Below are 21,430 nucleotides of genomic sequence, written 5' to 3' on the forward strand. Positions count from 1 at the left end.
CGCGGAGCGTAGCGGCGGGCGAGCTGTTGCGGGAGGGTTCGCCCTGGGGCGCTACCGTTCCCGGCATGTCCCCGGCTGTCCAGATCGCGCTCGCGGTGGCGCTCGTCGTGGTGGTGCTCCTCCTCCTGCTCGTGCTGCGGCGCGACCGTCCCCGGGACCTGGTCGCCCCTGATCGCCCGGCCGGCGACGGGCAGGCCGAGGTGCTCCGGCTGGCCCGCGCGGGGCGTACGGTCGAGGCGGTCAAGGTGCTGCGCGAGCAGACCGGGCTGTCGCTGCTGGACGCGAAGCGGGCGGTGGACGCGCTGGCGACCGGTGGAACCTGGTCGCCCGGCCCTCCGGCCCCCGGAAGGGGCGTCGACGATTCGGTGCGGGCCGAGGCCGCGCGGCTGCTGTACCAGGGGAAGAAGATCCAGGCGATCAAGGTGGTGCGGGAGCACACGCACATGTCGCTCGCCGACGCGAAGCGGTACGTCGAGGGGCTCTGACGCCGGACGGCCGTCACCGGGCGTTCACCCTATAGTGGCAGTTGTCGATGCATTTCCGTCCTACCGTCGACGGGACACCCACCGCCTCCGGGAGGTAATCCCCGATGGATCGTCGTACCGTCCTGCGTGCCACAGCCGTCGGTGGCGCCGCCGCTTTCGCCGGTGGTCTCTGGGCCGCCGCTGCCGCCCCGGCCCAGCCCGCCCAGCCCGGTCCCGGCCCGTACGGCGACCTGCTGGCCGCCGACGCCAACGCCCTCCAGTTGCCGGCCGGGTTCACCAGCCGGGTGATCGCGCGGTCCGGGCAGCGGGTCGCCGGCACCTCGTACACCTGGCACCCCGCGCCCGACGGCGGCGCCTGCTTCCCGTCCGGCGACGGCTGGATCTACGTCTCCAACTCGGAGGTGCCGCTCGTCGGCGGCGCCTCGGCGGTGCGGTTCGCCGCCGACGGCGCGATCGCCGCCGCGTACCGGATCCTCGGCGGCACGAACGTCAACTGCGCGGGCGGGCCGACCCCGTGGGGGACGTGGCTGTCCTGCGAGGAGGTGCCGCTGGGTCGGGTCTTCGAGACCTGGCCGGAGGGCGGCCGGGCCGGTGAGGAACGGACCCGGATGGGCCGCTTCAAGCACGAGGCGGCGGCCTGCGACCCGGTGCGGCGGGTGGTCTACCTGACCGAGGACGAGGGGGACGGCTGCTTCTACCGGTTCGTCCCGGACACCTGGGGCGACCTGCGCACCGGCAAGGTGCAGGTGCTCTGCGCCCCGGACGGCCAGGTGACCGGGCCGGTCACCTGGCGGGACCTGCCGGACCGCGACGGGTTCCCGGTGCCCACCCGCTACCAGGTCGCCGCGGCGCAGACGTTCGACGGCGGCGAGGGCTGCTGGTACGCCGACGACACCTGCTGGTTCACCACCAAGGGGGACAACCGCGTGTGGGCGTACGACGCGGTGAACCAGCGGCTCGACCTCGCGTACGACGACTCGCTGGTGCCGGCCGGAGCCGCGCCGCTCACCGGCGTCGACAACATCACCGGCACCGCCGGCGGTGACCTCTACGTGGCCGAGGACGGCGGCAACATGGAGATCAACGTGATCACGCCCGCCGGTGTGGTGACCCCGTTCCTGCGGCTGCTCGGGCAGTCCGAGTCGGAGATCACCGGGCCGGCGTTCTCGCCGGACGGCAGCCGGCTCTACTTCTCCTCGCAGCGCGGCACCAGCGGCGCCCGGGCCGGGACCGGCGGCATCACGTACGAGGTGCGCGGCCCGTTCCGGCGCTGACCTGCAGCCGTCAGGCGCGGGCCGCCACCCGGGCGGCCCGCCACCGGCTCGCCGCCAGCGTCGCCGAGTAGCCGGACAGCACGATCACGTGGAACAGATAGAGCCACAGCAGCACCGCCACGCCGCCGCCGATCTCGTCGAACCCGCCGAACGGCACGCCCAGGTCCAGCGGCAGCGAGCAGAACAGCACGAACCCGTGCAGGAAGCCGGACAGGTTCGCCGCGGTGAACGAGCCCAGGCCCACTGTGACGAGCCAGTCCGGGGAGGCCGGGCCGACCACCCGGAACACCCAGATCAACACCGGCGTGAGCACCAGCCACACCGCCAGGAACGACAGCACCACGCCGAGCGCGCCGATCCAGCCGCCCTGGCGTACCAGCCGGGTGGTCATCGGCAGCCCGAGCAGGATCGACAGCAGCAGCACCGGGGCCGGCGCCAGCAGCGGGAGCAGTAGCAGACGCCCCCGCCAGCCGACCAGCGCACCGGACTCGGCGCGCGGCTCGGCCACCGAGACGAACGCGCGGCGCAGTCCTTCCCCGTAGAGCGAGGCAGGCAGCAGCGACGCCAGCGCCAGCAGCGGGGTCAGCCCCAGCCCGGCCTCGACGAGCGCGGCCGCCGCCCGGTGGGCGCCGATCTCGGTGGGTAGCGTGTCGATCGCGTACCCGGTCAGCCGCCGCACCCGGTCCGCCCCGGCGAGCAGCCCGGTCAGCCAGATCGCCAGCAGCGCCACCGGCACCACGGCGATCGCGCCGTAGAAGGTGATCGCGGCGGCGTGCAGCGACAGGTCCCGGCCGCGGACCGGCCGGAACGCCGCAGCCGTGATCCGCTTGGTCCGCTCCCACCCGTCGCCCATCGCCCTCTCGTTCCCCGTACGCCACCGCGCCACGCATTACGATCCGGCGGCATGACGATCGCCACGACCGACCGGCTGGTGCTCCGCGACTGGACCGAGTCGCCGGACGACCTGGCCCGCATCTACGACATCTACTCACGGGACGAGGTGATGCGCTGGCTGGGCGGCGGCAAGGGGCGGATGACCGACCCGTCCGAGGCGCGCGAGCGGGTCCGGATGTGGCACGAGCGCTGGGCGCCGTACGACGGTCGCTGGGGCCTGTGGGCGATCGAGCCGCGCGACGGCGGACCGGTGGCGGGGAGCATCCTGCTCAAGCCGCTGCCGGGACGCGACGGCGTCACGCTGACCGACGACATCGAGGTCGGCTGGCACCTGCACCCCGACGCCCAGGGCAACGGCTACGCCACCGAGGCGGCCCGCGCGGTGCTGGAACGCGAGTTCGCCACCGGCACCCCGAGGGTGTACGCGGTGGTGATGGCCGGGAACGACCCGTCGATGGCGGTGACCCGGCGCCTCGGCATGACGCACGTGGGCGTGCGCACCGACTGGTACGGCGGTGCCGAGGTTGAAACGTTCGTCCTGGAACGTCCGGCCTGAGCCGTGCCGTTGGCAGTTCGCCCTCGGCCTCCTACGGTGGTGGGGACACGGGGGAGGCACGGATGGTCGACGGTGGCGACGCAGCGCGCTGGCTGCACCTCCACGCCGCCCGGGGCGGTCCGGACGACCTGTCGCTCCTGGTGAACCGGGTCGCGCCCGCCATCGGGGCCACCGACATCGTGATCTACCTGGCCGACTACACGCAGTCCTCGCTCGTGCCCCTGGTCGGCGCGGGCGCGCCTCGGGACGAACTCACGATCGAGACGACGCTGGCCGGCCGGGCGTTCACCGGCCTCCAGGTGCAGCGCGCTCCCGACCGCCCGGACCGGCTCTGGGTGCCCCTGCTGCTCGGCTGCGAACGGCTGGGGGCACTGGAGATCGTGTCGTCGCGCGCCGGCGACCCGGCGCTGGACCGGCCGGCCTGGGAGGTTGCGGTCGCCGTCGCTCAGGTCCTGGTGAACCGCCGGCTCTACGGCGACGTCGTGGAACGGATCCGCCGCCGCCTGCCGATGCAGGTCGCCGCCGAGACCGTGTGGGGGCTGCTGCCGCCGCTGACCTTCGCAACGGACGAGCTGGTGATCACCGCCATCCTCGAACCGTGTTACGACGTCGGCGGGGACATCTTCGACTACGCGCTCAACGGTGACGTGCTCAGCGTCGGGCTCTTCGACACCTGTGGGCACGGGATCAAGGCGAGCGCGATGGCCTCGCTCGTGGTCAGCGCGTACCGCAACGCCCGGCGTACCGGTCTCGACCTGGTCGACACGGCGATCAGCATCGACAGGTGGGTCCGCTCCGAACACCCCGGCCTGTTCGCGACCGCGCTGCTCGCCGAACTCGACCGGCGGACCGGCGTGCTGCGGACCATCAACGCCGGCCACCCCGGCGCCATGCTGCTGCGGGACGGCAAGGCCGTCCGGGCACTGCCCGGACCGACCGCGCTGCCGCTCGGGCTGGGCAACCTGTCGACGCGGCGCCCGCGGGCGCACGAGGAGGCGCTGCACCCGGGTGACCGCATCCTCGCCTACACCGACGGCATCACCGACGCCCGGGGCGACGACGGGGAACGGTTCGGGCTGGACCGGCTCGTCGACTTCGTCGAGCGTGCCCTCAACGAGCGGCTGCCCAGCCCGGAGACGATGCGCCGGCTGGTGCGCGCCGTCCTCGCCTACCAGCAGGACCAGCTCGACGACGACGCCACCGCGCTGTTCCTGGAGTGGCAGCCCTCGCACCTGCCGTTGGAGCACCTGGAGCACCTCACCGCGCCCGACGGGACGATCGCGTCCCCGTAGCCTCATCCCGCAGCGACAGCCCCGCCTGACCGTTCGGCGGAGATCGCCGGGCGTGGGCGCGGTTTACCGTACGTCGTGCTGATCGAGTTCGAGGCCGCGCCCGAGCGGGGGCCGTTCACCGTGGCGTGGCGCCGGCTCCTGCGGGGCGTGGTCCTGCCCTATCGATGGGTGGGCGGCACGCTGGCGCTGCTGTCGGTCTTCACGCTCGTCGTGGAGCCCCGCCTCGTCGCCGCTGCGCTGGCGGGTGGGGCCGTGCTCTGCTGGTTCCTCGCCCCGGCCGTGATGCTGCACCGTGCGGTGGGGGCGGCCTGGCAGTGGGGCTCCGTTGCGGCCCGCTGGAACCTCTCGGACGAGGGGTTGCGGTGCGAGAGCCCGGAGGGCCACACGCTGGTGTGGTGGTCCGCCGTGTCCGCCGTCGAACAGGTCCACGGCCAGTTGCTGGTGCGACTGTCGGGAGGGCGAGCGCTGATCGTGCCCTTGGCAGAACTCACGCCGCAGCAGAGACAGGACGTTCTCGCCTTCCTCCACGACCGGACCTTGCTCGTCTGAGCGCGTCGGTTCGCCACCGGGACGCACCATCTGTGCGAGCGACGGCACGAGAACGGGTGAAGCTCGACTCCGAGCATCCGGCTCGGCCTGGTCGAGGAGAAAGGGTGTCTTCGGTGAGCGGAGGCACGTCGAGTGACGCGGAGCGGAGTCCCGTCCTGCCCGGCACGGCTGCCGTCCCGGCCGGCGAACTCGCACGCCGCCAAGGTGCCGAGCCGGTCACCAGCCTCGACGATCTGGCTCGTCCGGACCTGATCGGGTCGGACGAGGAACTGGAGGTTCTCCTTGCCGACCTCGACGCCTCGCGGCATCGGGACCGGCCTGACCGCGACTCGTCCGGTAGGTCGTTGGATCTTCTGGGGTGCCTTGACCAGCCCTGGACGGCCGCGGCGGCACTCGACCTGCTGCCGGAGAACAACGGCCCGAGGATCGAGGTGCTGCGCGGCTGTGTGATCGTCACGCCGGGCAGCGGCGTCGACCGGCGTACGGCGCATCTCCATCTCGCGTACCTGATCGGGAGGGCGGCGCGGGCCGCCGGCCGGTGGGGCTGCCGGTCCGTCAACCTGGTCTCCGCTGACGACCTGTTCATTCCCGATCTGGCGGTGCTGCGACACCCGGCCGGTGGTCTCCGCGCCGTCACAATCGAGGACGCGCTGCTGGTGGGGGAGATCGCGCCGTCAGGCGTGATCGACAGGCCGCGGGAGTACGCGACCGCCGGTGTGCCGTACTTCCTCCGGGTCGACCTGCGTAACCGGGTGCCGGCGCTTGCCCTCTACGAACTGGTCGACGGCGAGTACCGGCCGCTTGCGGCCGCGGCCGCCGGTACGACGTTCGTGATGCGGCAGCCGTTCGAGTTCAGCGTCGACCCGGCCGACCTGCTCGACGAGGAGGCGCCGCAGGCGTGATTGACACCAGTTCGCCGAAGTGGTGGCATCGCGGCGCCTGGGATGCCGCCACCTCGGCGAAGTGGAGTCGATCATGTCGCCGGGCACTCCGGGACGAACCGGGGTGAGGCGCTGGGGAACAATGGTCCGGTGACCACTCCCCGAGATCTCGTGCTGCTCGGCTCGACCGGCTCGATCGGCACCCAGGCCATCGACATCGTCAAGCGCAACCCGGACCGCTTCCGGGTGGTGGCCCTCGGCGCGGGTGGCGGCAACGTGGAGTTGCTCGCCGCGCAGGCGCTGGAGCTGGGCGTGGAGGCGGTCGGTGTGGCCCGCGCGTCCGCCGCGCAGGATCTTCAGCTCGCGTTCTACGCCGAGGCGAGCCGGCGCGGCTGGGCCACCGGCGACTTCAAGCTGCCGAAGATCGTGGCCGGGCCGGACGCGATGACCGAGCTGGCGCAGTGGCCGTGTGACGTGGTGCTCAACGGCGTTGTCGGCTCGCTGGGCCTGCCGCCGACGCTGGCCGCGCTGCACGCCGGTCGTACCCTCGCCCTGGCCAACAAGGAGTCCCTCGTCGCCGGCGGCCCGCTGGTCAAGGCCGCCGTCTCGCGACCGGGGCAGATCGTCCCGGTGGACTCCGAGCACTCGGCGCTGGCGCAGTGCCTGCGCGGCGGCGTCCGGGGCGAGGTACGGCGGCTGGTGGTCACCGCCAGCGGCGGCCCGTTCCGGGGGCGGCGGCGTGACGAGCTGACCGCCGTGACGCCGGAGCAGGCGCTGGCACACCCGACCTGGAACATGGGCCCGGTCGTCACGATCAACTCCGCCACGATGGTCAACAAGGCGCTGGAGGTGATCGAGGCGCACGAGTTGTTCGACGTGCCGTACGCCGACATCGAGGTGATGGTCCACCCGCAGTCGGTGATCCACTCGATGGTCGAGTTCACCGACGGCTCCACCCTGGCCCAGGCCAGCCCGCCGGACATGAGGCTGCCCATCGCGCTCGGTATCGGCTGGCCGGACCGCGTGCCCGGCGCCGCCGCGGCTGTCGACTGGACCACTGCCCACACCTGGGAGTTCTTCCCGCTCGACGACGCGGCGTTCCCGGCTGTCGCGCTGGCCAAGGCGGCGGGCGAGGCCGGGCGCTGCCGCCCGGCGATCTACAACGCGGCGAACGAGGAGTGCGTGGCCGCGTTCGTCGCGGGCCGGCTGCCGTTCCTCGGCATCGTCGACACCCTCCAGCGGGTGCTGGAGGACGCACCCGATTTCGACGAACCAGGTACCGTCGAGGACGTGCTCGCCGCCGAGTCGTGGGCACGGGCGCACGCCCAGGAGATCATCGTCGGGTCGGTGGAAGGAGCTCGATGAGCTATCTGCTCGGGGTGGTGCTGTTCGCCCTGGCGATCCTCATCTCGGTGAGCCTGCACGAGGCGGGGCACATGCTGACCGCCAAGGCGTTCGGGATGAAGGTCACCCGCTACTTCGTCGGCTTCGGCCCGACCCTGTGGTCGTTCAAGCGGGGCGAGACCGAGTACGGCGTCAAGGGCATCCCGCTCGGCGGCTTCTGCAAGATCGTCGGAATGACGCCGCAGGACGACGACGTCGAGCCGGGGGACGAGAAGCGCGCCATGTGGCGCTACCCGGTGTGGAAGCGGACGATCGTGATGTCCGCGGGCTCGATCACCCACTTCGCCCTGGCCCTGATCGCGCTCTGGATCATCGCGGTGTCGGTGGGGCTGCCGAATCCGAAGTTCCCCAGCACCGAGGCCGGCTTCCGGGCCGAGCCGGCGGTGATCGCCATCGCGCCGTGCGTGGTGGTGGAGAACGCGGCCCGCGCCTGCGAGTCCGGCGACCCGGCCAGCCCGGCCGAGAAGGCCCAGCTCAAGGACGGCGACCGGATCACCGCGGTGAACGGCAAGCCGGTCTCGACCTGGGGCGACATGCTCGACGTGGTCCGGGCCACTCCGCCCGGCACGGCCACCGTCGCCTTCGTGCGCGACGGCAAGCCGGACGAGGCGCGGGTCGACCTGGCCTCGGTGCAGCGTCCGCCGCTGGACGACCCGAAGGGCGCCGCCTCGGCGGTCTCCGCGCTCGGCGTGGCGCTCTCGCCCACCACCCCGACCCGGGTCGAGTACGGCCCGGTCGCCGCGTTCGGCGCCACCGCCGACTTCACCGGCACGATGGCCGTGCAGACCGCGCACGCCATGCAGCGCATCCCGCAGAAGGTGCCGGCGTTGTGGAACGCGATCACCGGCGGCGAGCGCGACGTGGACACCCCGATCAGCGTGGTCGGCGCCAGCCGGCTCGGCGGCGAGGCCGTGGAGAACAACGCCTGGCTGGTGTTCTTCATGCTGTTCGTGTCGCTGAACTTCTTCATCGGCGTGTTCAACCTGCTGCCGCTGCTCCCGCTGGACGGCGGCCACATCGCCATCGCCTGGTTCGAACGGGCGCGGTCCTGGCTCTACGCGCGCATCGGCCGTGCCGATCCGGGGCGCGTCGACTACCTCAAACTCATGCCGTTCACGTACGCGGTGATCCTGATCGGTGGCGCGTTCACGCTGCTGACGGTCACCGCCGATGTCATCAACCCCATCACGCTCTTCTCAAGGTGAGTGCCTGAAGTGACCGCTGTCAGTCTCGGTATGCCCCCCGTACCGCCGCCGCCGCTGGCCCCGCGCCGGGCCAGCCGCCAGATCATGGTCGGTTCGGTGCCGGTCGGTGGTGGCGCGCCGGTCTCGGTGCAGTCCATGACCACCACCCTCACCGCCGACGTCAACGCCACGCTTCAGCAGATCGCCGAGCTGACCGCGTCCGGCTGCCAGATCGTCCGGGTCGCCGTGCCGTCGCAGGACGACGTGGAGGCGCTGCCGGCGATCGCCAAGAAGTCGCAGATCCCGGTGATCGCCGACATCCACTTCCAGCCGAAGTACGTCTTCGCGGCGATCGACGCCGGCTGTGCCGCGGTGCGGGTGAACCCGGGCAACATCCGGCAGTTCGACGACAAGGTCAAGGAGATCGCGCGGGCCGCCGGCGACGCGGGCGTGCCGATCCGGATCGGCGTGAACGCGGGCTCGCTGGACAAGCGCCTGCTGGCCAAGTACGGCAAGGCCACCGCCGAGGCGCTGGTGGAGTCGGCGCTGTGGGAGTGCTCGCTGTTCGAGGAGCACGGCTTCCGGGACATCAAGATCTCGGTGAAGCACAACGACCCGGTGGTGATGATCCGCGCCTACCGGCTGCTGGCCGAGAAGTGCGACTACCCGCTGCACCTCGGCGTCACCGAGGCGGGCCCGGCGTTCCAGGGGACGATCAAGTCGGCGGTGGCGTTCGGCGCGCTGCTGGCCGAGGGGATCGGCGACACCATCCGGGTCTCGCTGTCCGCCCCGCCGGTCGAGGAGATCAAGGTCGGCAACGCGATCCTGGAGTCGCTGGGCCTGCGCGAGCGTGGCCTGGAGATCGTCTCCTGCCCGTCCTGCGGCCGGGCGCAGGTCGACGTCTACAAGCTGGCCGAGGAGGTCACCGCCGGGCTGGAGGGCCTGCCGGTGCCGCTGCGCGTCGCGGTCATGGGTTGCGTGGTGAACGGTCCGGGTGAGGCCCGCGAGGCCGACCTGGGTGTGGCCTCGGGCAACGGCAAGGGCCAGATCTTCGTCAAGGGCAAGGTCGTCAAGACCGTGCCGGAGGCGCAGATCGTGGAGACGCTGATCGAGGAGGCGCTGCGGATCGCCGACGAGATGGGCGCCGAGATCCCCGAGGAGCTGCGCGACCTGGTGCCGGGCGGTGCCACCGTCACCGTGCACTGATCCACTTCCGCGTTGTCGTGCGGCCGTCCCCGGCAGGGGGCGGTCGCACGCGGCGTCTCAGGGCCGGGGCACGGCGGCGAAGGGGGAGAGGGTGAACCAGCCGGGCGCGGCGCGCCGCAACGTCTCCGGTCCGGTGACCTCCACCGTGCCGCCGCGCAGCGCCGCGGCCCACTCCAGGTCGCCCATCCAGACCTGGACCAGGGCGCGCAGGTCCGCCGTGACGGTCACCGTCACGTCGTGCCCCGGGTCGATGTCGCAGACGTCGGCTTCGCCCCCGGCGATCACCATCCACCAGTCGCGCTGCGCCGTGGGCACGTCCCGGAAGCGGAACCGTACGACGGTACGCCCCGGCGGGACCGCGTCGTGGTCGACGTGCCGGTGCATGTCCCACAGCAGCAGCTTCGGGTCCAGGTCGGCGTCGCCCAGTTCGCCGATCCAGCGCACGCCCCAGGCACCGAGTGCCTCCAGCACGGGCCGCAGCTCGCGCCCGGCGGCGGTCGGGACGTAGCGCACGTCGACGCCATCGACCCGCCGCTCCACCACCCCGGCGCGGACGAGCTGGTGCAGCCGGCGGGACAGCAGCGTGGGTGACATCCGGGGCAGGCCCCGGCGCAGCTCGTTGAAGCGTTCCGAGCCGCTGACCAACTCCCGGACCACGAGCAGCGTCCACCGCTCGTCGAGCAGTTCCATGGCCTTCGCCACGGGGCAGAACTGGTGGTAGGAGGCCCCCATGGCGGGCACGCTACGCCCGGCCCGGCGGCCCGGCCAGGCGCCTGTCGGGAGCGGTACAGATCTCGTACTGGGGGCCGGGTCGTCCGCTGCCTAGCGTCCTGTGCAGGGACGACTGTGAGGAGCGACAGATGATCGAGGAACGGGAACAGGACGCCGCGGTGAAGGCCCGGCACCGCGCGATGTGGGCGATGGGCGACTACGCCGCCGTGGCCGCGCAGGTGATCCCGGAGCTGGGGGCGACGCTGGTCCGGGCCGCCGGGGTGGCGCCGGGCATGCGGGTGCTGGACGTGGCGGCCGGGACCGGCAACGCGGCTCTGCCGGCGGCCCGGGCCGGCGCGGAGGTGGTGGCGGGCGACCTCACCCCGGAGTTGCTGGCGATCGGGCGGGCGGAGGCTGAGCGGGAGGGCTTGGCGCTGACCTGGGAGGAGGCGGACGCGGAGGCGCTGCCGTACGCGGACGGCGCGTTCGACGCGGTGCTGTCCTGTGTGGGTGTGATGTTCGCGCCCCGGCACCGGGCCGCCGCCGACGAGGTGCTGCGGGTGTGCCGGCCGGGCGGGACGATCGGCCTGGTCAACTGGACCCCGGAGGGCTTCGTGGGCCAGTTGTTCGCGGCCATGCGGCCGTTCGCGCCGCCACCGCCGCCGGGCGCGCAGCCGCCCCCGCTCTGGGGCGACGAGGACCATGTCCGGGAGTTGTTCGGCGACCGTGTCGACGCGCTCCGGCTGGGGCGCGACGACGTGGTGGTGAACCGGTTCGCCACGCCGGAACAGTTCCGGGACTTCTTCGCCACCCACTACGGGCCCACAGTGGCGGTCTACCGGGCGAACGCGGGCGATCCGGAGCGTACGGCGGGGCTCGACCGCGCGCTGACCGACCTGGCGGCCCGGCACCTGGACGGCGGCGTGATGCGCTGGGAGTACCTGCTCGTCACCGCTCGCCGCGCCTGACGGCACGCCGGTCGTCGTCCGGCCGGCGTGCCGTCGCGGCGGCGGTGCTCACTCGGACTCGGCGAGGATGGCGTAGAGCTTGCGCCGGGTCTCGTCGAGCACCTGGGCGGCCCGGGCGCGCTGGTCGTCGGTGCCGGTGGTCATGACCTGCCGCAGCGCCTGCATGGCCTGCGCTCCGGCGTCGCGGATGTCGTGCCAGCTGTTGACTGTCTGCTCGGCGAACTCCGCCCAGGGCGGGGTCTGCGCCGCGTCGGCCGCCTCGGCCTGCCCCGCCTCGGTCAGCGCGAACCGCTTGCGCCCGCCCTCGGAGTCGGCGGCCGTGGCGATGACGCCCTCGTCCTCCAGCAGTTGCAGTGTCGGGTAGATCGAGCCGGGGCTGGGCCGCCAGGCCCCGCCGGTGCGGGAGTCGATCTCCTGGATCATCTCGTAGCCGTGCATCGGCCGCTCGGTGAGCAGGGCCAGCACGGCGCCGCGGACGTTCGGCCGCCGTCCGCGTCCCCGGCCGCCGCGCCCTCGCCCGCGACCGTGCGGTCCGGGGGAGAAGGGCGGCGGACCCGGGGGTACGGGCGGGAAGCCGAAGCCGCCGTGGCGGCGCATCTCGTCGTGCATGGCGTGCATGCGTCGATGGAAACCCATCAGTGGTTCTCCTTCTGTAGTCGCATCACTGATGCATCAACGATATATCGGCAATGCATCGCCGACAAGACGTCGCGAAAACCGGACTGAAAACCGTACGTACGTATTGTTAGGCTGCCGGTGTGCGCCTGCTTCCCGAACCGGGCCCGTCCCGGACCCTCGCCCTCTCCACGCTCGTCAACACCGTCGGGCGGGGCACCTGGCTCACCGCCAGCGCGCTGTTCCTCACCCGGTCGGTCGGGCTCACGGTGGCCCAGGTCGGCGTGGCGCTCACGCTCACCGCGCTGGTCAGCCTGGTGGCGAGCACCCCGATGGGCTATCTCGCCGACCGCCTCGGCCCGCGCGGGCTCCAGATGGCCGCGCTGCTCGCCTCGGCCGCGTGCACGACCGCCCTGGTCTCGGTGCGCTCGTTCACCGGCTTCCTGGTCGTCGGCATGCTGATGGCGGTCGCGGACGCGGGCACCCGGGGCGCCCGCGGGGCGCTGATCGCCGGCGCCGTACCGCCCGACCAGCGGGTCCGCACCCGCGCCTACCTGCGCGCCGTCACCAACGTCGGGATCTCGGTGGGCACCGTGCTGGCCGGGTTCGCGCTCGCCGCCGACACCCGCAGCGCGTACGTCACGCTGATCCTGCTCGACGCCGCCACGTACGTGCTGGCGGCGGCGGTGCTGCTGCGGCTCCCGCCGGTGCCGCCGATGCCCGCCCCGGCGCACGGGCCACGGCTGATCGCGCTACGGGACCGCCCGTTCCTCGCCTTCACCGTGCTGGACGGGCTCATGTCCATGCACTTCTCGCTGATCAACATCGCCCTGCCGCTGTGGATCGCCGGGCACACCAGCGCACCGAACTGGCTGATCTCCGTCTGCCTGCTCGTCAACACGGTGGTGGTGATCCTGTTCCAGGTCCGCGCCTCGCGGGGCACCGAAGACCTGACCGGCGCGGGCCGGGCCGCCCGCCGGGCCGGTGTCCTGCTCGCCGCCGCCTGCGCGCTGTTCGCCGCGGGTGGCGGCGTCCCGGTGGCGGTTGCGGTGCCGCTGCTGCTGGCCGGCGCGCTGGTGCACGTCGTGGGCGAGCTGTGGCACGCCGCGGCCGGCTGGGGCATCTCCTTCGGCCTGGCTCCGGCGCACGCGCACGGGCAGTACCAGGGCGCGTACGGGATGGGCATGCAACTCGGCTCGATGGTCGCCCCGGTGGTGGTGACCACGCTCGCGATCGGCTGGGGCGTACCCGGCTGGCTGGTGCTCGGCGTGGTGTTCCTGCTGCTCGGCGCGTTGGTGCCGCCTGTGGTGCGGTGGGCCGCCCGGACCCGGCCGCCCGCGCCCGAACCGGTGCCGGCGGCGGCCGGCTGAGGGCCGTGCGGCAGGTGCCCGGTCGGCCCGCGCGCGCCGGGGTGGATCTGGCAGGCTGGTAGTCGTGCTCACGGTGCCGGTACGCCAACTCGGGGAGTCGGAGCGCCGCGCGGTCGAGCGGCTGCTCGACCTCGACCCGTACGCCGGCGCGCAGGTCGCCGAGCGGGTGGCGGCACGCGGTCTGGCCTGGTGGCGGGCCGAGGCGCGGATCCTCGGGTACGGCTCCCGCCGGCACCTGGAGTCGATCTGCTGGCTGGGCGGCAATCTGACCCCGGTGCTCGCGTCCGAGTCGGCGGTGACCGCGTTCGCCGACCAGTTGAGCGCCGAGGAGCGGCTCTGTTCCTCGATCGTGGGCCGGGCCGACGCGGTGCTCGGGCTCTGGGACCGCCTCTCCGCGCACTGGGGGCCGGCTCGGGACGTACGCCCGAACCAGCCGTTGCTGGCGACGGACGCGCTGCCCGCCGTGGCGCCCGACCCGCACGTGCGGCGGGTGCGCGGTAACGAGGTCGACCGGCTGTTCCCGGCGGCGGTGGCGATGTACACCGAGGAGGTCGGGGTGTCGCCGCTGGCCGAGGACGGCGGGCGCGGCTACCGGCGGCGGGTGACCGAGCTGGTGCGCGCCGGCCGTGCCTACGCCCGCTTCGTCGACGGGCGGGTGGTCTTCAAGGCGGAGCTGGCAGTGGTGACCCGCCGGACCGCGCAGGTGCAGGGCGTCTGGGTGGCGCCCGAGTGGCGCGGCCGGGGCATCGCCACCGCCGCGATGGCCGCAGTGGTCCGCGACGCGCTGGAACGGGTCGCGCCCACTGTGAGCCTCTACGTAAACGACTTCAACCTGCCCGCCCGCCGGGTCTACGAGCGCTGCGGCTTCCGCCCGGTCGGCACGCTCGCCACAGTGCTGTTCTGAGGATCACTCCCGCCAGGCGTCCCGAACCGGACACCCGGCGCTATGCTGGGCATGTTTTTATACTGACTAGTCAGTTCGGAATTCGGGAGCGGAATGAACATCGTCGAGGCCGTCGGCCTGGGCCTGCGCACCCGCCGCGGCTGGGTCTACCGGGACGTCGACCTCACCGCCGCGAGCGGTGAGCTGCACGCCGTGACCGGCCCGCCCGGCAGCGGGCGCACCTCGCTGCTGCTCGCCCTGGCCGGGCGCTTCCCGCACAACCACGGCGAGCTACGCCGCCGCGGACCGGCCGCGCTCGGCCAGGTGGCGGGCGTGCACGAACCCGACCCGACGCTCACCGTCGCCGAGCACATCACCGAACGCCTGCTGCTGCTCGGCCCGGTGCCCCGCCGCCGGCGCCGCCTCGTGCCGGTGGCAGCGGTCCGAGCCCGCCGGGCCTACCGCCGCGACGCCTACGCCGCCGCCGTCGCCGGCGCCGGACTCACCGACGCGCCCCTGGACCCCGACCGGTACGGCCGCGACCTCACCCCGGTCGAACGGCAGGTGCTCGGGCTGGTGCTCGCCAGCCTCGGCGGCCCCAGCCTGATCGTCGCCGACGACGTGGACGCCGGCGCCGACCGCCCCGAGCGGGAGTGGATGTGGGGCGCGCTGGAACGCCTCGCCGACCAGGGGTACGCCGTGGTCGCCAGCGCCCGCGCCGTCGAACCCGGCGTGGCCGCCACCGTGCACCGCATCGGCGACCCGGTCCCGCCCGTCCCCGCCCTCACCGTTCCCGCCGAGCCCGCCGAGGTGCCCGCATGAGCGTCCTGCGACTGGCCCTGTTCGAGCTGCGCCGGATGACCCGGGGCCGGCTGCCGCGCGCCGCCCTCGCCGTGCTCACCATCGTCCCGCTGCTCTATGGCGCCCTCTACCTGTACGCGTTCTGGGATCCCTACGGGAAGATGGACCGGATCCCGGTCGCCGTGGTCAACGCCGACCGTCCGGCCACCGCCGGTGACGGCAGCGAGGTGCACGCCGGCCGTGACCTCACCGACAAGCTGCTCGATCGCAAGGTGTTCGGCTGGACCGTCACCGACCAGGCCGACGCCACGAAAGGGCTGCGCGACGGGCGCTACCACCTCGTCTTCTCCATCCCGGAGGACTTCTCCGCCACCCTCGCCGCCGGCCCGGAACCGGACCGCCCGGCCCGGCAGGGCGAGCTGAAGGTCGTCAACGACGACGCCACCAACTACCTCTCCGGCCTGCTCGCCCGGTCGGCGTTCAGCGAGATCCGGGCCGCAGCCGCGCAGAGCACCGCCGCCACGTACTTCGACAAGATGCTGATCGGCTTCACCGACGCCAAGGCCGAGACCGGACGCGCCGCCGACGGCGCCGGGAGGATCGCCGACGGGCTCGGCAGCTCCCAGCAGGGCGCGGGAAAGATCGCCGACGGGCTCGGTGACGCCGAGGACGGTGCCGGGCAGCTCGCCGGCGGGCTCAACCAGTCGGTCCAGGGCGCGGACAAGCTCGCCAAGGGCCTCGACCAGCTGCGGACCGGCGCCGCCCAGCTCGCCGACGGCGCCGGCCGCGCCGCCACCGAGACCAAGGCCGCAGCGGCCACCGTGAACGCCGCCGCCGACAAGTACGAGCCGGTGCTGCGCCGCAACGCCGACAAGATCGAGAAGGCGGCCACGCTCGTCGCCGACGGCGCGCAGCAGCTCGCCGCCGGGCTGGACGCGCTGCCGGGCAAGGCCGCCGAGGTGGTCGCTACCGCCGAGGAGATCCGCGACCGGCTCGACGCGGTCGCGAAGGAACACCCCGAGCTGGCCGACAACAGGGACTTCGCCGCCGCCCGCAAGGCCGCCGACCAGGCCGTCACGCAGGCCCGTTCCGTGGTGGCCGCGCTGGACAAGACCGACATGGCCACGCTGCGCAAGCAGATGACAGACGTGTCGAAGACCGCCCGCGAGGTGGCCGCCGCCGCGCCGCACCTGGCCGACGACGTCGCCTCCGCCCGCGCGAAGGTCAACGAGCTGGCCGGCGGGCTCGCCACGCTGGCCCAGGGCAGCGCCAAGCTCCGCGACGGGCTGGGCGACGCGTCGACCGGCGCGAACGAGCTGCGCGGCGGCCTCTACCGGCTCGCCTCGGGCGCCCGCCAGCTCGACGGCGGCCTGGCCCAGCTCGGCAGCGGCAGCAACCGCCTGGTCGACGGGCTGACCCGGCTGGAGGGCGGTGCCGGCGACCTCGCCGACGGGCTCGCCGCCGGGGAGCGGAAACTGCCCGGGTACGACGACGCGGCCACTCGCGCCGGCGTGCTCGGTGACCCGGTCGGCCTGATCCGCGACTCGCAGAACCCGGCCGGCTCGTACGGCGTCGGCTTCGCCCCGTACTTCCTCTCGCTGGCGCTCTGGGTCGGCGCGATGATCACGTACATGCTGTTGCGGCCGGTCAACCGGCGGCACGTGATGTCCGGCGCGCCCGGCTGGCGGGTCGTGCTCGCCGGGTGGCTCCCGGCCGCCGGTATCGGCCTGGCCCAGGTCACTGTGCTCTACACGGTGGTGACGCTCGGGCTCGGGCTCGACCCGAGGCACGGGGCGGCCACGTTCGGGCTGCTCGCGCTCACCTCGCTGGCGTTCACCGCGATCATGCAACTGCTCGGCGTGGCGCTCGGCCCGGCCGGCCGGCTGGCCGCGCTGGCGCTGCTGATGCTCCAGCTCACCTCGTCCGGCGGCACCTACCCGGTGCAGACCTCGCCCGGCTTCTTCCAGGCCGTCCACCCCTGGCTGCCGATGACGTACGTGGTGGACGGCCTGCGGCACAGCATCAACGGCGGTACGACCGCCCCGGTGGTCACCGCCGCGCTGGTGCTGCTCGCGTTCGGGCTGGGCGCGACGGCGCTCACCGTCGGCGCGGCCCGCCGGTCCCGCCGGCTCACCCCGTCGAAGCTGCACCCCGAACTGACCATGTGAGGATGAGCCGGTGACGGACGGACGGACACGCCGGCGCGAGGACACCCGCCAGCGCCTCTTCGTGGCGGCGGTGGACCTCATCGCCGAGCAGGGCTTCTCGGCCACCACTGTGGACGACATCGCGGCCCGCGCCGGTGTGGCGAAGGGGACCGTCTACTACAACTTCGAGTCCAAGACCGTCCTGTTCGAGGAACTGCTGCGGCACGGCATCGGCCTGCTCACCGCCGAGTTCCGGGCCGCCGTCGACGGGCTGCCGCCGCTGGAGGCGCTCGGCGCGCTGGTCCGCGCCCAGCTGGAGTACATCCGCCGCTACCGCGCCTTCGCCCAGCTCCTGCTCTCGGAGATGTGGCGGACCAACAGGGAGTGGCAGCAGACGCTGCGGCTGCTGCGCGGCGAGGCCATCGCGGTGATCGCCGACACCGTGCAGGCCGGCGTGGACAGCGGCGACCTCCCGGCCGACCTGGACGTGCGTACCGCGAGTTCGGCGCTGTTCGGCGTCGGTCTGGTGGTGGCAGTGGACTGGCTGGTCTTCTCGCCGGAGCGGCCGATCGACGAGGTGCAGGAGTCGCTGCTCGGCATCGTCCGGCGGGTCGCCCGGACCTGACCAAGGGCCGGTAATTCGGTTGAATCCGGGCCGCCGTGAGGACGAGGCTGGGGACACCGCCCCCACCGAGCCGAGTCCGGAGGACCTTCCATGCGCCTGCTCCGAGATCTCTGGGCCACGGCGCCCCGGCGGATGACGGCGGTCCTGCTGCTGATCGTGCTCGGCGCCGCCGGCCAGGCGGCCGCCGCCGCGCTGGCCGGGCCGGTGCTTGTGCACCGCTCGTCCGGCTGGTTCGTCGCGCTCGCGGTGGCACTCGTCGCCGCTGTCGTCACCGACCTGCTGATCGGCCTGATCATGGCCCGGCTCACCGCCGACTGGTCGGCCGACGTGCGGCGACGGCTCTGCCGGGTCGCGCTCGGCCAGGACCTGCCCACCCTGGAGACCACACCGGTCGGCGAACTGCTCGACCGGATCGACAACGACGTCTACCAGGTCGCCGCCGAGATGCGGAACACCGGCGTACGGCTGGCGCAGGGCCTCGCGGTCTGCGTACTCGCGACGGTGAGCGCGCTGATCGTCTGGTGGCCCGCGGGCATCGGCATGATCCTGCTCATCGCGCTGCTCGTGGTGACGCTGCGCCGTCCGACCGCCCGGATCGCCCCGGCCCGGATGGCCGAGGAGGAGGCGTGGTCCGACCTCGCGGCGGTGATGGAGGAGGCGGTGCACGGGCAGGACGACGTGCGCACCAGCCTCGCCCGGCCGTACGTGCTGCGCCTCTACGCGCGCCGCGCGGCCGAGGTGATCGCCCGGTGCGTCCGGGTGTTCCGGCTCTCCGCGCGGGTCACCGCCACCGCCGCGGGCGCGGTCGGGCTCGGCGTCGCGGGCGTGGTGCTGGGCGGCGCGTGGGCGCTGGCCACCGGCCGGGTGGACGCCGCCCGGCTCACCGCGATCTGGCTGCTGGTGATCGCGTTCGGCGCGACCGTCGAGCAGATCGCGCGCTGGGTGCCGCACCTGCAACAGGCGTTCGGCGCGTGGGGCCGGGTGCAGCTGCTCGCCGGGTCGCCGCAGGAGCCGGACGGCGGCGCCACCCCGGTCGACGGCGACCTGACCGTGCGCGGTCTCACCTACCGCTATCCGGCCGGCGGGGACGACCGCGGTCCGGCGCTGCGCGACGTGCACCTGGACTTCGTCCGCGGGCGCTCGTACGCGCTCGTCGGGCGTACCGGCTCGGGCAAGTCGACGCTGGCGAAGGTGCTCACCCGGGCGGTGGACGTGCCGCGCGGCACGGTGTTCCTCGGCGGCACCGACCTGGCCGACCTGGACGTGGAGGAGTTGCGCCGGTGGATCGCCGTGGTGCCGCAGCGCACCGAGATCCTGGCCGGCACGCTGGCCGAGAACGTGGCGCTGTTCGACCCGGAGCTGCTGGACGCCGCCGAGCGGGCGCTGGCCGAGCTGGGCCTGGCCGGCTGGATCGCCGAGCTGCCCGACGGCGTGCACACCCGGCTCGGCGACGGCGGGTACGTGCTCTCCGCCGGGCAGGAACAGCTCGTCGCGTTCGCCCGCATCCTGGTCCGGGACCCGCACGTGGTGATCCTCGACGAGGCCACCGCACGGCTCGACCCGGTCACCGAGAACCGGGTACGCGAGGCCACCGAACGGCTGCTCACCGACCGGATCGGCATCGTCATCGCGCACCGGCTCTCCTCGGTGCGCCGCTGCGACGAGGTGGTGGTGATGGCCGACGGCGCGGTACTGGAGGCCGGTCCGCTGCGCGAGTCGGCCCGCTTCGCCGAACTGCTCGCCACCAGCCACGCCGGGGCGTACGCCGGAGTGGGCGCCCGGGGCGGCGGCGTGAACCTGCTCGACGCGCCCGCCTGGGACGACGCCCCGGCCACGCCGACCGCACCCGCGACCCGGCCGGCCGCCGTGCCGCGCGCCGACCCACCACCCGCGCCGCCCTTGCCGCCCGCGCGGACCATGCGGGAGATCTTCCGGCTGGGCACCAACGACACCCGGTACGGCCTGCTCTCGGTCGGCCTGTTCATCGTGATGACGGTGCTCGGCATGGACGGCGCGGTGCTGCCCTGGCTCTGGGCCGACCTGATCGGCGGAGGCGACCCGTGGCTGCCGGCGCTGGGCATCGTGGCCGCGCTGCTCGTGGTGCTGCCGCTGCCGTACCTGACCAATTTGTGGTTCCCGCAGTGGTGGATCCGGCAGATGCTGCGGATCAGCGCCCGGCTGGTGCACGGGCAGACCGGCGCGCGCCGGGTCAGCGGGCACACCCCGGCCGAGGTGGTGGCCCAGGGCGGCGACACCGACCGGGTGGTGCACCTGGCCGACAACCTGATGGACCAGTTCATCTCGCTGGTCATCGTGGTCGCCATGACGCTGGTGACGGGCAGTCTCGTACCGGCGATGTTCTTCGTCGGCACGATGGTGGTCTCCGGGCTGGCGGCGACGCTGTTCGCGCCCCGGCTGGAACGCACCGCGGCCGGCACGGTGAAGGCGCGCGCCGCGTTCGCCACCGCGCTGGTCTCCGCGCTGTCCGCCGCCCGTACGGTCAAGCTGGCCGGCGCGACCCGCCCGGTGCTGCGCCACCTCGCCCGGCTGGACGAGGTGCGCAGCGAGCGGCAGCGACGCGAGATCGCCATGCAGGTGTGGGCCCGGTCCACTCCGTCGGTCGCCAGCGGCCTGCTGCCGATCGGCGCGTGGGCGCTCTACCTGGCCGGGGAGCTGTCGGCGGGTGCCACGCTGGTGGCCGTGTCCACCCTGGCCGCGGCCCGCTGGTTCGCGTGGACCACCGCGTCGCTGGTCTCGCAGTACCCGTCGGCGCGGGTGTGGACGAAGCGGACGGTGGCGATGACCGGCGAGGCCGTGTACGCGGCGCCGGTGCCCGGCCTGGACCTGGTCGCCGGCACCGCGCCCGCGCCCGAGCCGCCGCCCCGGCACCCGCTGCGCCGCCTGGAGCTGGCCGGCTTCGGTGCGCTGCACTCCGACGGCACGCTCGCCGTCCGCGACGTGGACCTGGTGGTCGAGCGCGGGCAGTTGGTGCTGGTCGTCGGCCCGGTCGGGTCCGGCAAGTCGTCGCTGCTGCGCGCGCTCGCCGGGATCGTGCACCACGTCGGCGAGCTGCGCTGGAACGGTGACCCGGTGACCGAGCCGGAGATGTTCCTGCGTCCCAACCAGGTCGGGTACGTGGGCCAGATGCCCCGGGTGCTCTCCGGCACGGTGGCCGACAACATCGCGCTCGGCCACCAGGTGGACGCCGCCGGGGCGGTCACCACCGCCCAGCTCGAACACGACCTGGCCGCGGCCGGGGGCGGGCTCGGGTTGCTGATCGGGCACAAGGGCACCCGGCTGTCCGGCGGTCAGCTCCAGCGGCTGGCGCTGGCCCGGGCGCTCGCCCCGCGTACCGAGCTGCTGGTGGCCGATGACGTGTCGTCGGCGCTGGACGTGAGCACGGAGCTGGCTCTGTGGGCGGCGTTGCGCGAGCACGGGGTCACTGTGGTCGGCTCGACCGCGAAGCGGGCCGCGCTGGTCCGGGCGGACCACGTGGTGGTGCTGATCGACGGCACGGTGGCCGACCAGGGCACCTGGACCGACCTGGAACCCCGCTGGAACCACCTGGCCGGCTGACCGCGTTTT

At 73.5% G+C, this 21,430-nt stretch carries 19 protein-coding genes; 16 read left to right on the forward strand and 3 right to left on the reverse strand.

Translation table 11 applies throughout. The annotated features are described in order from the left end of the window. The first annotated feature begins 65 nt into the window (after nucleotides 1-65). Together O7611_RS05220 and O7611_RS05225 are read left to right on the forward strand one after the other, a co-directional pair. The gene (locus tag O7611_RS05220; protein ID WP_194799741.1) at nucleotides 66-485 is read left to right on the forward strand and encodes a ribosomal protein L7/L12; all 420 of its coding nucleotides are present in this window, start codon (nucleotides 66-68) and stop codon (nucleotides 483-485) included. A gap of 104 nt (nucleotides 486-589) precedes the next feature. Further along, entirely contained in the window at nucleotides 590-1,759 is a 1,170-nt protein-coding gene (locus O7611_RS05225; RefSeq protein WP_194799742.1) for an alkaline phosphatase PhoX, read from the forward strand. Nucleotides 1,760-1,769: 10 nt separating this feature from the next. Here the strand turns inward: O7611_RS05225 and O7611_RS05230 are convergent, their stop codons facing one another. Further along, nucleotides 1,770-2,612, reverse strand: coding sequence for a YhjD/YihY/BrkB family envelope integrity protein (locus O7611_RS05230; protein ID WP_194799743.1), 843 nt, complete (start codon nucleotides 2,610-2,612; stop codon nucleotides 1,770-1,772). Nucleotides 2,613-2,663: 51 nt separating this feature from the next. Between O7611_RS05230 and O7611_RS05235 the strand changes: the two genes are divergently transcribed. The 7 genes from O7611_RS05235 (at nucleotide 2,664) to ispG (ending at nucleotide 9,725) form a co-directional block, all read left to right on the forward strand. Further along, nucleotides 2,664-3,209: a GNAT family N-acetyltransferase gene (locus O7611_RS05235; protein WP_269696295.1), complete on the forward strand. Its 546-nt coding sequence runs from the start codon at nucleotides 2,664-2,666 to the stop codon at nucleotides 3,207-3,209. A 62-nt stretch (nucleotides 3,210-3,271) separates the two neighbouring features. Beyond that, nucleotides 3,272-4,501, forward strand: coding sequence for a PP2C family protein-serine/threonine phosphatase (locus tag O7611_RS05240; protein ID WP_194799745.1), 1,230 nt, complete (start codon nucleotides 3,272-3,274; stop codon nucleotides 4,499-4,501). Nucleotides 4,502-4,576: 75 nt separating this feature from the next. Then, nucleotides 4,577-5,050: a YcxB family protein gene (locus O7611_RS05245; protein WP_194799746.1), complete on the forward strand. Its 474-nt coding sequence runs from the start codon at nucleotides 4,577-4,579 to the stop codon at nucleotides 5,048-5,050. 113 nt (nucleotides 5,051-5,163) lie between these two features. After that, nucleotides 5,164-5,952 (forward strand): Uma2 family endonuclease, encoded by a 789-nt coding sequence (locus tag O7611_RS05250; RefSeq protein ID WP_194799747.1) that lies wholly within the window; start codon nucleotides 5,164-5,166, stop codon nucleotides 5,950-5,952. 129 nt (nucleotides 5,953-6,081) lie between these two features. Then, entirely contained in the window at nucleotides 6,082-7,296 is a 1,215-nt protein-coding gene (gene dxr / locus O7611_RS05255) for a 1-deoxy-D-xylulose-5-phosphate reductoisomerase (RefSeq protein ID WP_269696296.1), read from the forward strand. Further along, nucleotides 7,293-8,540 carry a M50 family metallopeptidase gene (locus tag O7611_RS05260; protein WP_194799749.1) on the forward strand — a complete coding sequence of 416 codons (1,248 nt, stop codon included), beginning with the start codon at nucleotides 7,293-7,295 and terminating at the stop codon, nucleotides 8,538-8,540. Before dxr ends, O7611_RS05260 begins: the two co-directional genes overlap by 4 nt. A gap of 9 nt (nucleotides 8,541-8,549) precedes the next feature. Beyond that, nucleotides 8,550-9,725, forward strand: coding sequence for a flavodoxin-dependent (E)-4-hydroxy-3-methylbut-2-enyl-diphosphate synthase (gene ispG, locus O7611_RS05265; RefSeq protein ID WP_013474403.1), 1,176 nt, complete (start codon nucleotides 8,550-8,552; stop codon nucleotides 9,723-9,725). Between the two features lie 57 nt (nucleotides 9,726-9,782). Here the strand turns inward: ispG and O7611_RS05270 are convergent, their stop codons facing one another. Continuing rightward, nucleotides 9,783-10,457, reverse strand: a complete 675-nt coding sequence (locus O7611_RS05270) for a winged helix-turn-helix transcriptional regulator (protein WP_194799751.1) — start codon at nucleotides 10,455-10,457, stop codon at nucleotides 9,783-9,785. A gap of 128 nt (nucleotides 10,458-10,585) precedes the next feature. Between O7611_RS05270 and O7611_RS05275 the strand changes: the two genes are divergently transcribed. Further along, nucleotides 10,586-11,404 carry a class I SAM-dependent methyltransferase gene (locus O7611_RS05275; RefSeq protein WP_194799752.1) on the forward strand — a complete coding sequence of 273 codons (819 nt, stop codon included), beginning with the start codon at nucleotides 10,586-10,588 and terminating at the stop codon, nucleotides 11,402-11,404. Between the two features lie 48 nt (nucleotides 11,405-11,452). Here O7611_RS05275 and O7611_RS05280 read toward each other — a convergent pair whose 3' ends face one another. Beyond that, nucleotides 11,453-12,040: a PadR family transcriptional regulator gene (locus tag O7611_RS05280; protein WP_194799753.1), complete on the reverse strand. Its 588-nt coding sequence runs from the start codon at nucleotides 12,038-12,040 to the stop codon at nucleotides 11,453-11,455. Nucleotides 12,041-12,162: 122 nt separating this feature from the next. Between O7611_RS05280 and O7611_RS05285 the strand changes: the two genes are divergently transcribed. The 6 genes from O7611_RS05285 to O7611_RS05310 all read left to right on the forward strand — a co-directional run bounded on the left by O7611_RS05285 (nucleotide 12,163) and on the right by O7611_RS05310 (nucleotide 21,421). Next, entirely contained in the window at nucleotides 12,163-13,389 is a 1,227-nt protein-coding gene (locus tag O7611_RS05285; protein WP_194799754.1) for an MFS transporter, read from the forward strand. A gap of 64 nt (nucleotides 13,390-13,453) precedes the next feature. Continuing rightward, on the forward strand, nucleotides 13,454-14,293 hold the full coding sequence (locus O7611_RS05290; RefSeq protein WP_194799755.1) for a GNAT family N-acetyltransferase: 840 nt from the start codon (nucleotides 13,454-13,456) through the stop codon (nucleotides 14,291-14,293). 93 nt (nucleotides 14,294-14,386) lie between these two features. Further along, the gene (locus tag O7611_RS05295) at nucleotides 14,387-15,094 is read left to right on the forward strand and encodes an ATP-binding cassette domain-containing protein (protein ID WP_194799756.1); all 708 of its coding nucleotides are present in this window, start codon (nucleotides 14,387-14,389) and stop codon (nucleotides 15,092-15,094) included. After that, the gene (locus O7611_RS05300) at nucleotides 15,091-17,241 is read left to right on the forward strand and encodes a YhgE/Pip family protein (protein WP_269696297.1); all 2,151 of its coding nucleotides are present in this window, start codon (nucleotides 15,091-15,093) and stop codon (nucleotides 17,239-17,241) included. Before O7611_RS05295 ends, O7611_RS05300 begins: the two co-directional genes overlap by 4 nt. 10 nt (nucleotides 17,242-17,251) lie before the next feature. Further along, complete coding sequence (locus O7611_RS05305) at nucleotides 17,252-17,845, forward strand: TetR/AcrR family transcriptional regulator (protein WP_073830318.1); 594 nt, start codon at nucleotides 17,252-17,254, stop codon at nucleotides 17,843-17,845. Between the two features lie 90 nt (nucleotides 17,846-17,935). Next, nucleotides 17,936-21,421 (forward strand): ABC transporter ATP-binding protein, encoded by a 3,486-nt coding sequence (locus tag O7611_RS05310; protein WP_194799758.1) that lies wholly within the window; start codon nucleotides 17,936-17,938, stop codon nucleotides 21,419-21,421. The last annotated feature ends 9 nt before the right edge of the window (nucleotides 21,422-21,430 follow it).

Source organism: Micromonospora sp. WMMC273 (assembly GCF_027460285.1).
Classification (GTDB): Bacteria; Actinomycetota; Actinomycetes; order Mycobacteriales; family Micromonosporaceae; genus Micromonospora; species Micromonospora aurantiaca.

Excerpts from the sequence above, each read along its gene's own strand:
- O7611_RS05225 (WP_194799742.1), top strand. The coding sequence starts at position 590 with ATGGATCGTCGTACCGTCCTGCGTGCCACAGCCGTCGGTGGCGCCGCC.
- O7611_RS05230 (WP_194799743.1), bottom strand. The coding sequence starts at position 2,612 with ATGGGCGACGGGTGGGAGCGGACCAAGCGGATCACGGCTGCGGCGTTC.
- O7611_RS05300 (WP_269696297.1), top strand. The coding sequence starts at position 15,091 with ATGAGCGTCCTGCGACTGGCCCTGTTCGAGCTGCGCCGGATGACCCGG.
- O7611_RS05270 (WP_194799751.1), bottom strand. The coding sequence starts at position 10,457 with ATGGGGGCCTCCTACCACCAGTTCTGCCCCGTGGCGAAGGCCATGGAA.
- O7611_RS05280 (WP_194799753.1), bottom strand. The coding sequence starts at position 12,040 with ATGGGTTTCCATCGACGCATGCACGCCATGCACGACGAGATGCGCCGC.
- O7611_RS05295 (WP_194799756.1), top strand. The coding sequence starts at position 14,387 with ATGAACATCGTCGAGGCCGTCGGCCTGGGCCTGCGCACCCGCCGCGGC.
- O7611_RS05275 (WP_194799752.1), top strand. The coding sequence starts at position 10,586 with ATGATCGAGGAACGGGAACAGGACGCCGCGGTGAAGGCCCGGCACCGC.
- O7611_RS05260 (WP_194799749.1), top strand. The coding sequence starts at position 7,293 with ATGAGCTATCTGCTCGGGGTGGTGCTGTTCGCCCTGGCGATCCTCATC.
- O7611_RS05220 (WP_194799741.1), top strand. The coding sequence starts at position 66 with ATGTCCCCGGCTGTCCAGATCGCGCTCGCGGTGGCGCTCGTCGTGGTG.
- O7611_RS05235 (WP_269696295.1), top strand. The coding sequence starts at position 2,664 with ATGACGATCGCCACGACCGACCGGCTGGTGCTCCGCGACTGGACCGAG.
- O7611_RS05310 (WP_194799758.1), top strand. The coding sequence starts at position 17,936 with ATGCGCCTGCTCCGAGATCTCTGGGCCACGGCGCCCCGGCGGATGACG.
- O7611_RS05240 (WP_194799745.1), top strand. The coding sequence starts at position 3,272 with ATGGTCGACGGTGGCGACGCAGCGCGCTGGCTGCACCTCCACGCCGCC.